Source organism: Chryseobacterium mulctrae, assembly GCF_006175945.1.
GTDB classification, from domain to species: Bacteria; Bacteroidota; Bacteroidia; order Flavobacteriales; family Weeksellaceae; genus Chryseobacterium; species Chryseobacterium mulctrae.
Genome location: NZ_VAJL01000001.1, coordinates 3,332,247 through 3,347,183 on the forward strand (window position 1 = coordinate 3,332,247; position 14,937 = coordinate 3,347,183).

Below are 14,937 nucleotides of genomic sequence, written 5' to 3' on the forward strand. Positions count from 1 at the left end.
TTAAAGCAATGTTATGGCTGTCCCGGAAAAGGATTTACGGTTAATCCGCAAGGAATTTGAAAATAATGATGAAATAAATCCTGAGAGAATTCGCTTGGGAAACCGTTTCGTGGACGATTTCATTTTCGAAGGTCACGAGGCTGCGGATATTCCCATCAATGCGCTTCGGGTAATATTTAATATTGTTTCTATCATCAGCAATGAGCAATTTCGTCCGGAAGACCGACCTAAACAACTCTCCTTGTTTGATGAGGAGTTTGAAACCGAGAACAATATTTTCGCTTCCTTAAAAATCAGGAACAATAAAATTTCGCCAAGCGGATCTTCAAAGCAGGTGGTAGATGCTTATGAATTTCTTACAAAGTTCAAAATGAGCTGGTACAAATCTACTAATTCCAAAGGTAAGGAAATCAAAACTTTTGGTGGACTAATTTCTATACCTAGTTATGACCAGAGAGGTTACACCACGTTTCTAATCAGTAGTTATTGGCTTAAAAAACTAATGGTTATTCCGGAATACAATTACGTTTTGTACAATTTGGTGTACAATATCAGGAACAATAAGCATATTATTTTCGCTATCTGGCTTGCAAAACTGCCTGAAAACGGAGCCGTTTTAAAACTCTCCACACTGAACAAGAAATTTGGATTGAAGTATAAAACTTCCAAGGATTTTTGTTTCAAATTTTTAAAACCTGCAAGAATCAGTTTGAATACATTCAATACGCTTTCCTTCAATTACAATTATAGAGGGGATTCAATTTTTATTATTCCTTATTTAACTAAAATCATTTTGAACAACAATTTATCCCAAAACACAAGAGAACAATTGGAATCAAGCGAAGTGTATCTTGAAAATAGGGAAAAAATTGCCCAAAGATTAAGTTACATCAGAAAAAGATATGGTCTGCACGAAAATGAAATGCTCCAGTTTTCCCATCAATACAGAAACGTTCCACAAACAAGAGTTTTGATAGAAAAGGCATTCCATGCATTTATCCGAACAGCTCGATTGAAAGAAATTAAATCTACGGAATTTCAAGGAAAATTATTTCTAAATGAAATTCAGGAACACATCATACAAATTTATCGGCGTACAAAAATGGGAGAATTATTACCAAATGGTTACCCGATAATTATTTGAATTCGGAATTGCGCTCACCTGGAATTCGGAATTGCGGTCACTGAAGTTAAAAAATTGTTAAAATTCCGAAACTTTTGATTGAAATTTCGGAATTGCGCTCACTCCGAAATTCAAAACCACTAAAAATATGGATAACCATAAAAAAATGTGGATAACTACGAGTATTGTATTAAAAATGAATGAAAATGGAAAGTTGAATTCGGAATTGCACTCACCCGAAAACTGTTGTTTTTTCGGAATTGCGGTCACTCAACTTTCGGAATTGCGCTCACTGGAATTCGGAATTGCGCTCACCCAAAAAGTGGCTCAAAACCTTTGCCATAAGAGGATACGACGCCTCATTAAAAGTATATTAAAAGTAATTAAAAAGTCTTTTTTTTATTAAAAAGGAAAATGTGGATAAAAAAATTGCTTTAAAAAAGAAAAAAATGAATTGCGAAGAAGTAAAAGAAAAAGTGAATATAAGAACAGTTTTGGAATCGTTCAGCCTTTTTCCTGTTAAAGAGAATTGGAAAACTGCATTTTACTTTGCGCTCGACAGGGAAGAAAAAATCCCGAGTTTTTCGGTTGATTTTGTGAAAAATAAAGCATTTGATTTCGGAACCGGGAAAAGTTATGATGTGATTTCAATCGTTCAGCAAATGAATCGATGTTCAGTTTCTGATGCTTTGAAGTATCTTGAAAAATTTGATTTTTCGATTCAAGAAAATCTTGAGATTGAAGAAATCGACCAAAGCAAGAATTATCAGATTCTCAAGGTAAGCGAAATCAAACATCCGGCATTAATCCAATATTTAAAATTCAGAAAGGTTTTGGAACAAAGAAATTTGATTAAAGAGATTTACTACGAACTGAACGGAAAAAAATATTTCGGCATTGGATTTTTTAATAATTCCGGAGGCGTCGAAATCCGAAGTAAATATTCAAAGATATGTTTGGGCAAAAAAGATGTCACTTTGATAAAAAATGATTTGAATACTTCCAATGAAATTGTAGTTTTTGAAGGTTTTTTTGATTATCTGACTTTTAAAAATTTGGAAAGTGCAGAAAGTTCAATTTCAGATTGTTTGATTCTCAATTCTACGGCAATGCTTTTCAAAGTCGATAAAGAACTTAGAGCATATTATAAAACCTCACTTTTCCTAGATAATGATGATAATGGAATTACAATCAAACAGGTTATCCGGAAAAACTATAAAAATGTTGAAGATTGTTCTTTGTTGTACAAAGATTTTAAGGATTTAAACGAGTGGTTTTGTGCAACAAAGTAAAATGTAAAAATTCTGAAAATGATTTTAAAGAGAAATTTAATTTTAAAAATCATAAACTGGTTAAACCTTAAAAAAAACAGATTACCTAATGTTTAATTTTACATTTTTCCTACTATCAAAACCCTCTATTTAATCACTTCTAACTGATTTTTGGCTTTTTACTATTGCAAATGTAGGACAGCATCATTCACCTAAAAAAATATTTTTGGGTTTCTATAAAAATTCTTTCCACGAGTTCCAATAATTTTTTCAGACACTCCTGAATCCTTCGGACAAAAATATTTCGAGCCACAATCCTCCAAAACTTTGGAGGATTGTGGTTTTATATGCCTGATACTTTCCTATGATCATCGGCAAAGAAAAAGACGGAACCTCAGTTATACGAATCAATTAAATCGCAGACAGTCTTTGACATCAACGGAAAAAACAACAAAATAAAACAACAAATAATTCTGCTTTTCCAATTGGATATAAGCAGAGAAAGAAAAAAAACGAGTGTCCTCGAAACCAAATCAATCAAATCGAAAATTTCAACAAATGCGAAAATAATTATTAACATTTAAAACGAAATATTATGAACATCGTAGGCAGAATTACAAAAAATGCAGAAATCAACAATTTAAAAAACAACAAGCAGGTCGTTAATTTTTCAGTAGCAATCAATGACAGTTACAAGACCAAACAAGGCGAACGAAAAGAGCAGACCACCTATTACAACTGTTCTTATTGGCTAAGTCCAAATGTTGCTAAGATTTTAACCAAAGGAACTTTAGTTGAATTGACAGGTAGGGCGAGTTCGAGTGGGTGGATTACAAAAGATGGAGAAATAAAATCGGGACTGAATTTCCATACTTCAAACATCAAAGTACACGGAGGTGGAAAAAAGTCTGACACAGAAGAACAACCAGCTTCACAGCCACAGAAGTCCAATGCTTTTGCGGAAGATACGGACGATGATTTACCATTCTAAAAGCATTCAAATATGGAAGCACAATATAACTTTCAAATGAAAGCGAAAAGTGATAAGAATGATTGGGAAAAGGTGGAAATCTTTTCCCAATTCTATTGCGAGAGAACTACAGCAATATGGTATGCAAAAAGTCTTTCAAGAAAGTTTAAATCAGAAATCCGTCTTACAGAGGGAAAAGAACCTTTCAAAACAAGCGGAACATACATTTACGAAAACAACAATTAATACAACAATTAATACAACAAATATTATGGCAATTGGTGCAACAATAAAGTAACATTTACAGGAAATCAAGAGGTTTTGGACAAAGTCTCGAATGTATTTCAAGAAATGATAGAAAAGGAAACTAAGGGAAATATCGGGCAACTGCCCGATTTTGTAAAGAGCAAAAACGGTCACTTCTGTGAAATTTATCTAAGTGAAACAGATGAATGTTCTTTCCATTATGAGACAAGATGGAGTCCAAATATCGAAGTATTATGGATTGTTGCAAATCATTACGATGTCGGATTTGTATTGGATTACGAAGAATCTGGCTGTATGGTTTTTGGCAAGACCATATGCGAAAACCAAATCTTACAGGATTATTTTCTCAATCAATGTGACTTTCAAGACTTCATCTACAATGTAGATACAGATTGTTACGAATTTGAAGGTGAAAATTACGATTACAAAAAGGAGATTGTGAGAATCCTATTAGACAGGAAAATAAATAGTAACAAACAAAAAATTGCATAAATGAAAACATCACTTCAACAAACAGAATATTTACTGATAAAAACAATGACCAACAGTGAATGGGATAATGGCGATTTTGCCATTATCGCATCTTCCTTATGTGACGGAAGAATTTGGAGAACTGCTTTTACAGTCTGAAACCGAAGACGATACACCAAGTTGTAGTTTAGCGGAGGCATTTGAAAAACAGGATTTATATATCAATTCTGCATTGGCACAAATGGGATGTTCTCTTTTGTGGAACTTATTCCGAAATGGACTGACAGAAAACAGAGGTTTTTTCCTTAATCTAAAAAATTTCCATTCTCAACCGATAAAAATATAAAAAACCGCCTGACCAAAAGTTGGGCGGCAAAAATGCAATTCCTCCCTACGGTCGGAAACGCATTTTTGCGGAAAGCGGAACAACCCCATTTCTAAAACAATTCCGGACTTTGGCTTTGGTTTGTTTTTGAAAAAAGGTTGTAGGTTTTAGTTGAAGATGTATAAATATTTTTTTTCACCTCAATATTATCCTGATTCATCTAAATAAATATATTATGTGTAGTATTTTAAATATTAATTTATATTCGTAGCTAAACATTTGATCGATGCTAAAAATTATCAGCATAAATATGTAAGCATTCTGCATCGCCTATTAATTGTATAATCTGACAACCTTTTTTCTTTACACATATATTGAACGTAAGCAGTTAGTTTATTGTCAAAAGAGGGAACGGCTCGTATTGAATCGTCTATAAACATTCTATATAGTCCAACCATTGAACAGACAATCAATAAATCTATTTTTAGCCTCAATTGAAAAATCATTTTTAAAAATGATTTGCTTTTCGCGCTGCCCAATGATTTTGCAGCATATTCTATTTCTTCTGTCGTCACTAGTTGTAAGATGTAAAAATTCAGATAATCCATAATAACAGCTAAATACTCTGCAATTATCACATCTGCAATTAGGAAGTGCAATGAATAAAATATTGACGGTAAAATCAAAACGAATTATTAGGAGCACAAGTAATCGAAACGATCCAAAAAGCAGTTTTCAAATAGAGCCCTGGTCACAAATTAACTTTACTATTTAACACCTATTTAATTTTCAATATTTGAAGGGCGCTAGTTAATTGGGTCTCCCTTTTAGATGAACGAAATTTACTATAAACTTATAGAGTATCTTTTAGATTGAGATTTAAAAAGTGTAAAATATAGCAATTAAAAGAAATAATTTCATAATTTTGTTATGTTGAAAACTTTTAGTAAACATATCAGCTTTATTATCTTACTATGTTTGGGCTTTTTTCTAATTCCAAGCATAGGCTATGCTTGTGCAAAAAAAACAGTCAATACAGAACGAAAAAGTTGTTCTAAAGACCAATCTGCAAAAGCAGAACACAAAAGCGGTTGTAAGGATAAGTCCTGTAAAAAATGCAACGATGGTCACGACTGCAACGGTAAGTGTAATCACAGTTGTTGTATATGTATTACTACTTCACCAGCATTTAGCTCACCTACGCTTATCTATTTTAAACTAACAAACCTTTTTGCCGAAACTAAAAAGCAAAAATTCAATTTTAAACAAGCCTACTATTCTTCAGGCTACTCTTCCATTTGGCAACCGCCTAAAATAGGATAAAACTATGGCTTGCTATCCACAGTTACGTCTTGTCGAAAACTAAATCCGGTTTTCGCAACCCTTTTATATATCTTATTAATTTTAAAATTTTCAAAATGAAATCAATATCAAAAATATTGATGGTAATCACCGTATTACTATCAGCTGTAAACAGTTTTGCACAAATCAAAAATGCAAAAACAGAAACCGTAAAAATATATGGCAACTGCGAAATGTGCAAAACTACCATTGAAAAAGCAGGAAATGTAAAAAATGTAGTCACAGTAAATTGGAATAAAGATACCAAGATAGCTACGATTGACTACGATAGTAAAAAAACAAATCAGGATGAGACTCTAAAACGTATTGCTTTAGCGGGGTACGACAATGAAAAATTTTTAGCCCCAGATGATGTATATGCAAAATTATCCGACTGTTGCCATTATAACAGGGAACTAAAACCACTTGCAAAGACCAAAGATGCAGATATGGATATGAAAGCCGAACACGGCAGCCACAACCCTAAAGAAATGGCTACCACAAATACGACGACTACACAAAATGCACCACAACTGAAAACTGTTTTTGACAACTATTTTGCAGTAAAAGATGCTTTGGTAAAAACCGATGCAGGTGCTTCATCGGCAAAAGCCGCTGAATTGGTAAAGGCAATAAAAGCTGTAGAAATGACAAAGCTTTTAACAGAAGAACATACCGTTTGGATGAAAATAATGAAAGATTTAACAGCAAATGCAGAGAAAATTGCTATAGCCAAAGATGTTTCAAAACAAAGAGAAACTTTTGCCATGCTTTCTAAAAATATGTACGAATTAATCAAAGTATCAAAACAAGAAACACCTGTTTATTATCAGCACTGCCCAATGTACAACAATGGTAAAGGTGCAAATTGGTTAAGCAAAGAAGAAGTGGTTAAAAATCCTTATTACGGTTCTAAAATGCTTACCTGTGGCAGCGTACAGGAAATTATTAATAACAAATAAAAAACAATTGTTATGGAAAGTATGAAAAACCAACACGGAATGCAACATACTCAAAAGAGTGAAGAAAATAATCACAATCATTCTTTAGCAATGTACAAACGCTTTGCTGTAATGGCTGTTGCAATGTTTATAGCTATGTATTTTATTATGTATGCTATGATTGATGGCTTACAGAACCTTATCCCGAACATCAACAATTTATATATGACGCTGCTGATGGTTTCAGCAATGCTGATTATTGAATTATGGATGATGAAAGGAATGTATCAAAACAAAAAGATCAATTGGGCAGTCATTGTGGTTTCTCTTGCGATTGGTATCTTTTCATGGTTTGGCATTAGAGAGCAATTAAATGTGGGCGATAAGGAATTTGTAAAAGGAATGATACCGCATCACGCAGCCGCAGTATTAATGTCTGAAAAAGCTAAGCTTACCGACCCCGAATTAATTGAGCTCCAAAAGAACATATTGGAAACCCAAGCAAAAGAAATCGAATTCATGAAGCGAAAGCTGAAAGAATTTGAAAACAAGTAAACAACAAAATTTCTTTAATAACATTAAATAGCATTAAAATGAAAAATATAATTTTCTCAATCATTACATTAGTAACAGTTGCAGCGGCAACAATGGATACCATGACTGAAAAAGTTGAAAAACAAGAAGTAAAAGACCAGGTTCAAAACTTCTCTATCGCACCCATTATAAAAGATTATTTGGCGTTAAAAAATGCACTTGTAGCAGATAATGATAAAGCAGCAGCTAATGCAGGTAAGCAATTATTGGCAACATTTAAAAACGTAAATATGAAAGCCATCCCTGCTAACAAGCATAAAAAATATATGGATATAGCTGAAGATGCCAAGGAAAATGCAGAACATATTGGCGACAACGCAGGAAAGGTAGACCACCAAAGAGAACATTTCGCATCCTTGAGTAAAGATGTTTCCGACCTTATTACCTTGTTTGGAACTACACAAAAGCTGTATCAGGACTTCTGCCCAATGTACAATGACGGCAAAGGTGCTATTTGGATTAGCGAAGCTAAGGCAATTAAAAATCCTTATTACGGTAGCCAAATGCTTACCTGCGGTTCTGTGAAAAAGGAATTATAAAATGAAAAAAGTAATAAAGATAATTTTGGCAATAGTACTGTTTTTTTTTATTGCTATACAATTATATCAGCCTGCCCTCAATGTAAATAAGGGGCAGGTTGACAAAACCGATTTTGCAAAAGTTTATACCGTTCCGGAAAATGTGCAAAACATTTTACAAAATGCCTGTTACGATTGTCATAGCAATAATACCAAAAATACGTGGTATTCCAACATACAGCCTATGGCGTGGATGATGAAAAGGCATATTGATAATGGCAAAGAAAAATTAAACTTTAGTGAGTTTGGCAGTATTAGTAGTCGAAGGCAAATAAGTAAATTGAAAGGAATAGCAAACCAAATTAAAGACGATGAAATGCCTTTAGCTTCATATAAAATAATGCACAGCTACGCAAAGCTCTCAAAAGAGCAAAAAAGTTTGATAATGGATTGGATGAACAAAAAAGCAGACAGCCTTTCAATAGAAAATTAAAAGCAGTACACAAAAAAAATATTAATCACCATTCTTAAAACAATCTATATTCGCAAAAAGGATTGTTGCAAATAAAATTATTTATATGGAACATCAACATACAGAAAATAAAGAAGCCCATACAGGGCATAACATGAGCAATATGCAGCCTGGAGCAAACCCATCAATGGGAATGGCAGGACATAACCACCATGCCATGATGATTGCCGATTTTAAAAAAAGGTTTTATGTTGTGCTCATCCTAACCATTCCAATCATGTTGCTATCAACCATGATACAACATTTTATGAAAGTTGATTGGCAGTTTGCAGGTTCGCAATACATACTCTTTGCATTGTCAACCGTTGTATTTTTTTACGGTGGCTTTCCATTTTTAAAAGGATTGGTCAACGAAGTAAAAGCAAAGAGCCCCGGCATGATGTTTTTAATCGGCTTCGCCATAACAGTTGCTTACATCTACAGCGTTGCAATTGTTTTTGGGTTACAGGGTATGGATTTCTTTTGGGAATTGGCAACGCTTATTCTTATTATGCTGTTAGGGCATTGGATAGAAATGAAATCTGTTGCAGGTGCGTCAAAAGAATTAGAATTATTGGTACAGTTAATGCCAGCCGATGCACACATGGTAATGCCCAACATGGTGCATGATGTAAAAACCGACACATTAAAAGAGAACGACATTATTTTAGTAAAGCCAGGCGAAAAAGTGGCAGCCGATGGAATAATATTAGAAGGCGAAAGCTACCTGAATGAAAGTATGCTTACAGGCGAAAGCAAACCAGTACAAAAAGTAAAAGGCGATAAAGTAATTGCAGGTGCAATCAATGGCAACGGTTCTATAAAAGTTACCGTTTCCCATGCAGCAAAAGACTCTTACTTATCACAGGTTATTAAATTGGTGGACGATGCACAAAAATCAAAATCACAAACGCAGCTATTAGCAGACAAAGCTGCAAAATGGCTTACGATTATAGCATTGGTTACCGGCATTGCCACATTTTTATATTGGTATCTCACAGGGCAATCATTGGCTTTTGCAATGGAAAGAATGGTAACCGTAATTGTTATTTGTTGCCCTCATGCTTTGGGTCTGGCAGTTCCATTGGTTGTTGCAAAATCTACAGCCTTATCAGCTAAAAGCGGATTGCTTATTAAAAATCGTACTGCGTTTGAAAATTCAAGAAAAATAACCACTATCGTTTTTGACAAGACAGGAACATTAACTGTAGGAAGATTTGAAGTGTCAAAAATTGTATCGCTGCAAAAAGAGTTCAATGAAAATCAAATCATTCGCCTTGCGTCTGCATTAGAACAAAAATCAGAACATCCCATTGCAACAGGCATCTTGCGAAAAGTAAAAGACTTATCAATCACAATTCCTGCAACAGAAAATTTCAATGCCATCACAGGCAAAGGCGTTGAAGCAACAGTTGAAGGCAAAAAAATATTGGTGGTTAGTCCGGGGTATTTAAAAGAAAATAATTTTGCGATCCCCGACGGCTTTACTGCCAACGACACAGAAACGGTTGTGTTTTTAATCGTAAATAACGATTTGGCAGGTTATATTGCTTTGTCCGATGAGATCCGTCCTGAATCAGCAGAAGCAATCAAGACCTTAAAAGACAACAATATCAGATCCATTTTGCTTACCGGCGATAACAACAAAGTAGCAAAAAGTGTAAGTGACACTTTAGGCATGGATAGTTTTATTGCCGAAGTATTGCCACATCAAAAATTAGAAAAAATAAAAGAACTGCAAAGCAAAGGCGAATTCGTAGCTATGACAGGTGACGGCGTAAACGATGCACCAGCATTGGCAATTGCAGATGTTGGTATTGCAGTTGGCAGCGGTAGTGATATTGCAGCCGAAACCGCAGGTATTGTTTTAGTAAACAGTAACCCTAACGATGTTGTAAATCTTATTTTATTTGGTAAAGCCACCTATCGTAAAATGATACAGAATTTAATTTGGGCTACGGGTTACAATGTAATCGCATTGCCTTTGGCAGCAGGTGTTTTATATAAACAAGGCATCTTATTAAATCCGGCAGCAGGTGCGGTTTTAATGACGGTTAGTACAGTTGTAGTTGCAATCAATGCAAGTTTTTTAAAAATCAAAAAATAAAAATGAAAAAGATAACATTAATAATATTCATCCTTGCCATGTACACCTTTGCACAAGCACAGGATATGAAAGGTATGGATATGAGTAAAAACGAAAAGGTGCAACAGGCAACTTATACTTGCTCGATGCATCCTGAAATCCACGCGGCAAAACCAGGCAACTGTCCAAAGTGTGGTATGAAATTGATAAAAGAAAAGACTAAAACAGTAAAGCAGTCATCGAACAAAAAGAACGATGAAATGCAGATGCCTCCAAAAGAGCAGCCGAAAAAGGTTGACAAAATGAACAATATGTCTATGCCAAAAGAAAAGCATCAAACCGTAAAAAGAATTGTAAATACAAAACCTCCAAAAACAGTTCGATACGAATTATACGTCACAGATACACTAGTAAACTACGCAGGTAAAGAAAAGAAAGCCATTGCCGTAAACGGTCAAATACCGATGCCAACCCTAACTTTCACAGAAGGCGATACAGCCGAAATAGTAGTCCATAACCAATTAAAAGAAAGCACCTCGCTCCATTGGCACGGAGTGTTCCTGCCTAACAAAGAAGACGGTGTGCCGTGGCTTACACAAAAACCTATTAAGGCAGGCACAACTTATACCTATCGTTTTCCAATTATCCAGCACGGAACACATTGGTATCATTCCCACTCAGGTTTGCAGGAGCAGATTGGTATGTATGGCAGTTTTGTAATGAAAAAGCGTGAGGATGATAAAACTTATAGAGAGGGAATTGATGATTTGCCTACCGTACCCATCATTTTAAGTGAGTGGACAAACCTAAACCCGGATAATATCAACCGTATGTTGCATAATGCCAATGATTGGGCAGCTATTAAAAAAAATGCAACACAATCTTACGCAGAAGCTATCAAAGAAGGTCATTTCAAAACAAAAGTAACCAACGAATGGAAACGTATGTTGGCAATGGACGTAAGCGATGTTTATTATGACAAAATTTTAATCAACGGAAATAACGCTACAGATTTAAAAAAAGTTGATGGCAAAACGCTAAAAGCAGGAGATAAAGTAAGATTACGAGTGTCAAATGGTGGTGCATCCTCTTATTTTTGGTTGCGCTATGCAGGAGGTAAAATTACCGTAGTAGCCAACGACGGAAACGATGTAGAACCTGTAGAAGTTGATAGATTAATCATTGCAGTATCAGAAACCTACGATATTGTGGTTACGATTCCTGAAGATGGGATTGCCTATGAATTTTTAGCAACTACTGAAGACAGAACACAATCGGCAAGCTATTTTGTAGGTAGTGGTATTAAACAACTTATTTCTCCGCTTCCTCGCCTTAAATATTTTGAGGGGATGAAAATGATGAATGATATGATGAAGATGAACGGCGATTTAGATGATATGGGTATGAAAATGAGCCTTAATCAAATGGATATGAATGTGGTAATGTATCCCGAAATAACCGGAGATAGTAAGCAGAAAGAAGACCATAGCCAACACAATATGAATATGGAAAATGATCCCAACCGTTACAATGCAAATGCTTTGGGAGAAATCAAAACGCTGAATTATGCAATGCTACAATCTCCTTCCAATACGGAACTTCCTAAAGATGCTCCAGTAAAAGAATTGAAATTTACCCTTACCGGAAATATGAACCGTTATGTGTGGAGCATGGATAATAAAATACTTTCAGAAGTTGATAAAATACCTGTGAAAAAAGGAGAAATTCTACGAATTACCATTCATAATAACTCAATGATGCGCCATCCGATGCATTTGCACGGTTTCGATTTTAGAGTAATTAATGGTAAAGGCGAAAAATCACCACTTAAAAATGTGTTGGATATAATGCCAATGGAAACTGATACTATTGAGTTTTTAGCAAACGAAGAAGGAGATTGGTTTTTCCACTGTCATATCCTTTATCATATGATGTCAGGAATGAACAGGGTATTTGCGGTTGACGATTATCAAAATCCAAATTTGCCTGACAAGAAGAAAGCATATAATATGTTGCAAAGAGAAAGCAATATGCCACACTTTATGGCTCAGAATGATTTTGCTACCAATGGAAATGATGGTGATGCGATGCTTCAAAAGGCAAGATGGAGTTTAGGAACAGAATGGCGATTAGGCTATAACGATGTGCACGGTTATGAAGTAGAAACACATTTAGGAAGGTACATTGGAAAAATGCAATGGTTTATGCCGTTTATAGGTTTTGATTGGAGATATCGTAAAATGGGTATGGATGAACACGAAACCAATTTATTTGGACAGAAAAATGAAAAAGATACACGTAGAGCTATTAGCTTAGGTTTTATGTACACTTTGCCAATGTTAGTAAACTTTCAGGCAGAGGTATATCTCGATGGAATTGTACGTCTTTCCTTAATGCGTGAAGATATTCCCATCACAAAGAGATTGAGGGCTGGTTTTATGGTCAACACCGATAAAGAGTATATGACAGAGCTAAAATATATTATCAATAAAAATGTGGGTATTCGTACACATTACGATAGTGATATGGGCTGGGGTATAGGATTATCTTTAAATTATTAAAACAAAGGATAAACAGCTAAGCCAGGAAACCGAAAACGTTTTTTCAACCCGTTTGTGCTGTCTCGACTATTTAGCACAATATTACAATTTAAAATTGCACATGACAATGATAGAACTGATAAAGACAACACCCGCATTTCCTGTCAGGGAAATTGACAAAGCAGTTCAATTTTACAAAGACAAATTTGGTTTTAATTGTCGGTACAAGGAAGACACTTTTGCAATTTTGGTTCGGGACAACATAGAGCTGCATTTGTGGGCTTCCTGCAATTATAGTTGGAAATGGAAAAGCATTTTTCTATTTCTAAAACCGATTAGTAGTGGGGCAGAAAGCTTTTTAGCAGGAACACACAGTTGCAGAATTGAAGTAAAAGGAGTTGAAGAGCTGTATAAGGAGCTAAAAGAAAAAGAGGTGCTTCACAATGAAAAAACAGAGATAGAAAGTACCTATTATGGCACAAGAGAATTTGCAGCATTAGACTTATACGGAAATCTTTTATCCTTTTATGAAAATGTATAAAAAGATGTTTTTGTATTTTAGTATTTGCTTAAATAAACAATTTGCATATCTTTGTACTTATGGATAATCTTTCTTGTATAAGGCAGCAGGCAGACGTTAAGCAGATAATGCGTTGCAAAGACCGGATTAGTGAAATTAAAGGGACAGTTGATTATTTATCTAGCGGACTTGAGTTAGCGGGTAACAATGTAAGACTGAAAATACTTTTTCTTCTTTATGAAGAAAAGAAACTTTGTGTTTGCGACCTAAGCGATATTCTCAGTATGACCATTTCGGCAGTTTCTCAGCACTTGCGAAAACTCAAAGACAGAAAACTCATTGAAACGGAAAGACAAGCGCAAACTATTTTCTATTCGTTGGCAAAAGAGTATGAAAAAATGCTCAAACCTTTTTTCAAAATCCTTAATGAAAACAAAATTTTGGAAGCAATATGAAAACAGAAAAAAAATTAATCGGTGCAGGACTTTTGACAGCAATTGCTTCGTCCTTGTGCTGTATTACGCCAATTTTGGCTATAGTTGCGGGTTCAAGCGGAATTGCTTCTACCTTTTCGTGGCTCGAACCTTTTCGACCTTATTTTATTGGTATGACTGTTTTAGTTCTTGGCTTTGCTTGGTATCAAAAACTGAAACCTCAAAAACAAATTGACTGTAATTGTGAAACAAATCAAAAACAAAATTTTATGCAAACGAAATCATTTTTAGGAAGTATTACCGTAATATCAGTTTTACTTCTATCATTTCCGAGTTATGCTCACATCTTTGTTCCGAAGACAAAAATCACGGCAATTGTTACCTCGACTTCTAAAATTCAGAAAGTTGAATTTACTATTAAAGGAATGACTTGTTCAGGATGTGAACATCATGTAAAGACAGAAATTAGCAAACTAAAAGGCATTGTTGAAGTTATTGTTTCTTACGAAAAAGGCAACGCAATTGTAAAGTTCGACAACAAACAAACCAGCATCGAGCAAATCGAAAAAGCTATTAACTCGACTGGTTACAAATCACTAAAAAGCAAAATTATTTCATAATGGACATCATTTTAATATCCGAAATAACTTGTCCAACCTGCGGACATAAGAAATCCGAAGAAATGCCAACTGATGCTTGTCAATTTTTCTATCAGTGTGAGAATTGCAAAACAATCCTAAAACCAAAAGAGGGGGATTGTTGCGTGTTTTGTAGTTATGGCACAGTGAAGTGCCCACCTATTCAAGAGGGAAATGCTTGTTGTAAATAAATGGAAGTGAGGTTAAATTTAGCCTCACTTTTTATAACTATGATTTTGTCATTTACAAGTTTGGGTATCAACTCATCTATAAGTAAAATTTCTAACCTTGCTACATATAGCGATCTTAAAAAAGCATCATTAAATACATTGTTGTAATGCAATAACTTAGGGAGGATGTATTGATAGCTTTTCCTTTCAACTGCTG

The 14,937-nt window shown here is 34.7% G+C and carries 16 protein-coding genes and 1 pseudogene; all 17 read left to right on the plus strand.

Going from position 1 to position 14,937, the window contains the following annotated elements:
* Positions 1–13 precede the first annotated feature (13 nt).
* The 17 genes and pseudogenes from FDY99_RS15375 (at position 14) to FDY99_RS23360 (ending at position 14,741) form a co-directional block, all read left to right on the plus strand.
* A complete protein-coding gene (locus FDY99_RS15375; protein WP_139422688.1) occupies positions 14–1,144 on the plus strand; it encodes a hypothetical protein in 1,131 nt (376 codons plus the stop codon).
* 428 nt (positions 1,145–1,572) lie between these two features.
* Entirely contained in the window at positions 1,573–2,415 is an 843-nt protein-coding gene (locus tag FDY99_RS15380) for a toprim domain-containing protein (RefSeq protein ID WP_068945001.1), read from the plus strand.
* A 574-nt stretch (positions 2,416–2,989) separates the two neighbouring features.
* Positions 2,990–3,385, plus strand: a complete 396-nt coding sequence (locus FDY99_RS15385; protein ID WP_139422690.1) for a single-stranded DNA-binding protein — start codon at positions 2,990–2,992, stop codon at positions 3,383–3,385.
* A gap of 12 nt (positions 3,386–3,397) precedes the next feature.
* Positions 3,398–3,610, plus strand: a complete 213-nt coding sequence (locus tag FDY99_RS15390) for a hypothetical protein (protein ID WP_068941697.1) — start codon at positions 3,398–3,400, stop codon at positions 3,608–3,610.
* A gap of 105 nt (positions 3,611–3,715) precedes the next feature.
* Positions 3,716–4,123, plus strand: a complete 408-nt coding sequence (locus tag FDY99_RS15395) for a DUF1281 family ferredoxin-like fold protein (RefSeq protein ID WP_082811087.1) — start codon at positions 3,716–3,718, stop codon at positions 4,121–4,123.
* Between the two features lie 82 nt (positions 4,124–4,205).
* Positions 4,206–4,448, plus strand: a pseudogene (locus FDY99_RS15400) (PRTRC system ThiF family protein); the annotation flags it as partial.
* A 988-nt stretch (positions 4,449–5,436) separates the two neighbouring features.
* On the plus strand, positions 5,437–5,649 hold the full coding sequence (locus FDY99_RS15405; protein ID WP_139422692.1) for a hypothetical protein: 213 nt from the start codon (positions 5,437–5,439) through the stop codon (positions 5,647–5,649).
* A 196-nt stretch (positions 5,650–5,845) separates the two neighbouring features.
* Positions 5,846–6,730, plus strand: coding sequence for a DUF3347 domain-containing protein (locus FDY99_RS15410; RefSeq protein WP_068941707.1), 885 nt, complete (start codon positions 5,846–5,848; stop codon positions 6,728–6,730).
* 21 nt (positions 6,731–6,751) lie between these two features.
* Positions 6,752–7,264, plus strand: a complete 513-nt coding sequence (locus FDY99_RS15415) for a DUF305 domain-containing protein (protein WP_228448806.1) — start codon at positions 6,752–6,754, stop codon at positions 7,262–7,264.
* Positions 7,265–7,302: 38 nt separating this feature from the next.
* Positions 7,303–7,842, plus strand: coding sequence for a DUF3347 domain-containing protein (locus FDY99_RS15420; protein WP_139422696.1), 540 nt, complete (start codon positions 7,303–7,305; stop codon positions 7,840–7,842).
* A gap of 1 nt (position 7,843) precedes the next feature.
* The gene (locus FDY99_RS15425) at positions 7,844–8,314 is read left to right on the plus strand and encodes a heme-binding domain-containing protein (protein WP_056028932.1); all 471 of its coding nucleotides are present in this window, start codon (positions 7,844–7,846) and stop codon (positions 8,312–8,314) included.
* A gap of 85 nt (positions 8,315–8,399) precedes the next feature.
* A complete protein-coding gene (locus FDY99_RS15430; RefSeq protein WP_068941714.1) occupies positions 8,400–10,439 on the plus strand; it encodes a copper-translocating P-type ATPase in 2,040 nt (679 codons plus the stop codon).
* Between the two features lie 2 nt (positions 10,440–10,441).
* Positions 10,442–12,979, plus strand: a complete 2,538-nt coding sequence (locus tag FDY99_RS15435) for a multicopper oxidase domain-containing protein (RefSeq protein ID WP_139422698.1) — start codon at positions 10,442–10,444, stop codon at positions 12,977–12,979.
* Between the two features lie 106 nt (positions 12,980–13,085).
* Positions 13,086–13,499 carry a VOC family protein gene (locus tag FDY99_RS15440; RefSeq protein ID WP_206605233.1) on the plus strand — a complete coding sequence of 138 codons (414 nt, stop codon included), beginning with the start codon at positions 13,086–13,088 and terminating at the stop codon, positions 13,497–13,499.
* Between the two features lie 59 nt (positions 13,500–13,558).
* Complete coding sequence (locus FDY99_RS15445) at positions 13,559–13,933, plus strand: ArsR/SmtB family transcription factor (protein WP_027381139.1); 375 nt, start codon at positions 13,559–13,561, stop codon at positions 13,931–13,933.
* Complete coding sequence (merTP, locus tag FDY99_RS15450) at positions 13,930–14,532, plus strand: mercuric transport protein MerTP (protein WP_027381138.1); 603 nt, start codon at positions 13,930–13,932, stop codon at positions 14,530–14,532. The genes FDY99_RS15445 and merTP overlap by 4 nt, the downstream gene beginning before the upstream one ends.
* On the plus strand, positions 14,532–14,741 hold the full coding sequence (locus tag FDY99_RS23360; RefSeq protein ID WP_082811089.1) for a GDCCVxC domain-containing (seleno)protein: 210 nt from the start codon (positions 14,532–14,534) through the stop codon (positions 14,739–14,741). The genes merTP and FDY99_RS23360 overlap by 1 nt, the downstream gene beginning before the upstream one ends.
* Positions 14,742–14,937 lie beyond the last annotated feature (196 nt).

What these genes read in the sequence shown, in the direction of transcription:
- FDY99_RS15375 (WP_139422688.1), top strand. Translation starts at nt 14, where the DNA reads ATGGCTGTCCCGGAAAAGGATTTACGGTTAATCCGCAAGGAATTTGAA.
- FDY99_RS15380 (WP_068945001.1), top strand. Translation starts at nt 1,573, where the DNA reads ATGAATTGCGAAGAAGTAAAAGAAAAAGTGAATATAAGAACAGTTTTG.
- FDY99_RS15385 (WP_139422690.1), top strand. Translation starts at nt 2,990, where the DNA reads ATGAACATCGTAGGCAGAATTACAAAAAATGCAGAAATCAACAATTTA.
- FDY99_RS15390 (WP_068941697.1), top strand. Translation starts at nt 3,398, where the DNA reads ATGGAAGCACAATATAACTTTCAAATGAAAGCGAAAAGTGATAAGAAT.
- FDY99_RS15395 (WP_082811087.1), top strand. Translation starts at nt 3,716, where the DNA reads ATGATAGAAAAGGAAACTAAGGGAAATATCGGGCAACTGCCCGATTTT.
- FDY99_RS15405 (WP_139422692.1), top strand. Translation starts at nt 5,437, where the DNA reads ATGCTTGTGCAAAAAAAACAGTCAATACAGAACGAAAAAGTTGTTCTA.
- FDY99_RS15410 (WP_068941707.1), top strand. Translation starts at nt 5,846, where the DNA reads ATGAAATCAATATCAAAAATATTGATGGTAATCACCGTATTACTATCA.
- FDY99_RS15415 (WP_228448806.1), top strand. Translation starts at nt 6,752, where the DNA reads ATGAAAAACCAACACGGAATGCAACATACTCAAAAGAGTGAAGAAAAT.
- FDY99_RS15420 (WP_139422696.1), top strand. Translation starts at nt 7,303, where the DNA reads ATGAAAAATATAATTTTCTCAATCATTACATTAGTAACAGTTGCAGCG.
- FDY99_RS15425 (WP_056028932.1), top strand. Translation starts at nt 7,844, where the DNA reads ATGAAAAAAGTAATAAAGATAATTTTGGCAATAGTACTGTTTTTTTTT.
- FDY99_RS15430 (WP_068941714.1), top strand. Translation starts at nt 8,400, where the DNA reads ATGGAACATCAACATACAGAAAATAAAGAAGCCCATACAGGGCATAAC.
- FDY99_RS15435 (WP_139422698.1), top strand. Translation starts at nt 10,442, where the DNA reads ATGAAAAAGATAACATTAATAATATTCATCCTTGCCATGTACACCTTT.
- FDY99_RS15440 (WP_206605233.1), top strand. Translation starts at nt 13,086, where the DNA reads ATGATAGAACTGATAAAGACAACACCCGCATTTCCTGTCAGGGAAATT.
- FDY99_RS15445 (WP_027381139.1), top strand. Translation starts at nt 13,559, where the DNA reads ATGGATAATCTTTCTTGTATAAGGCAGCAGGCAGACGTTAAGCAGATA.
- merTP (WP_027381138.1), top strand. Translation starts at nt 13,930, where the DNA reads ATGAAAACAGAAAAAAAATTAATCGGTGCAGGACTTTTGACAGCAATT.
- FDY99_RS23360 (WP_082811089.1), top strand. Translation starts at nt 14,532, where the DNA reads ATGGACATCATTTTAATATCCGAAATAACTTGTCCAACCTGCGGACAT.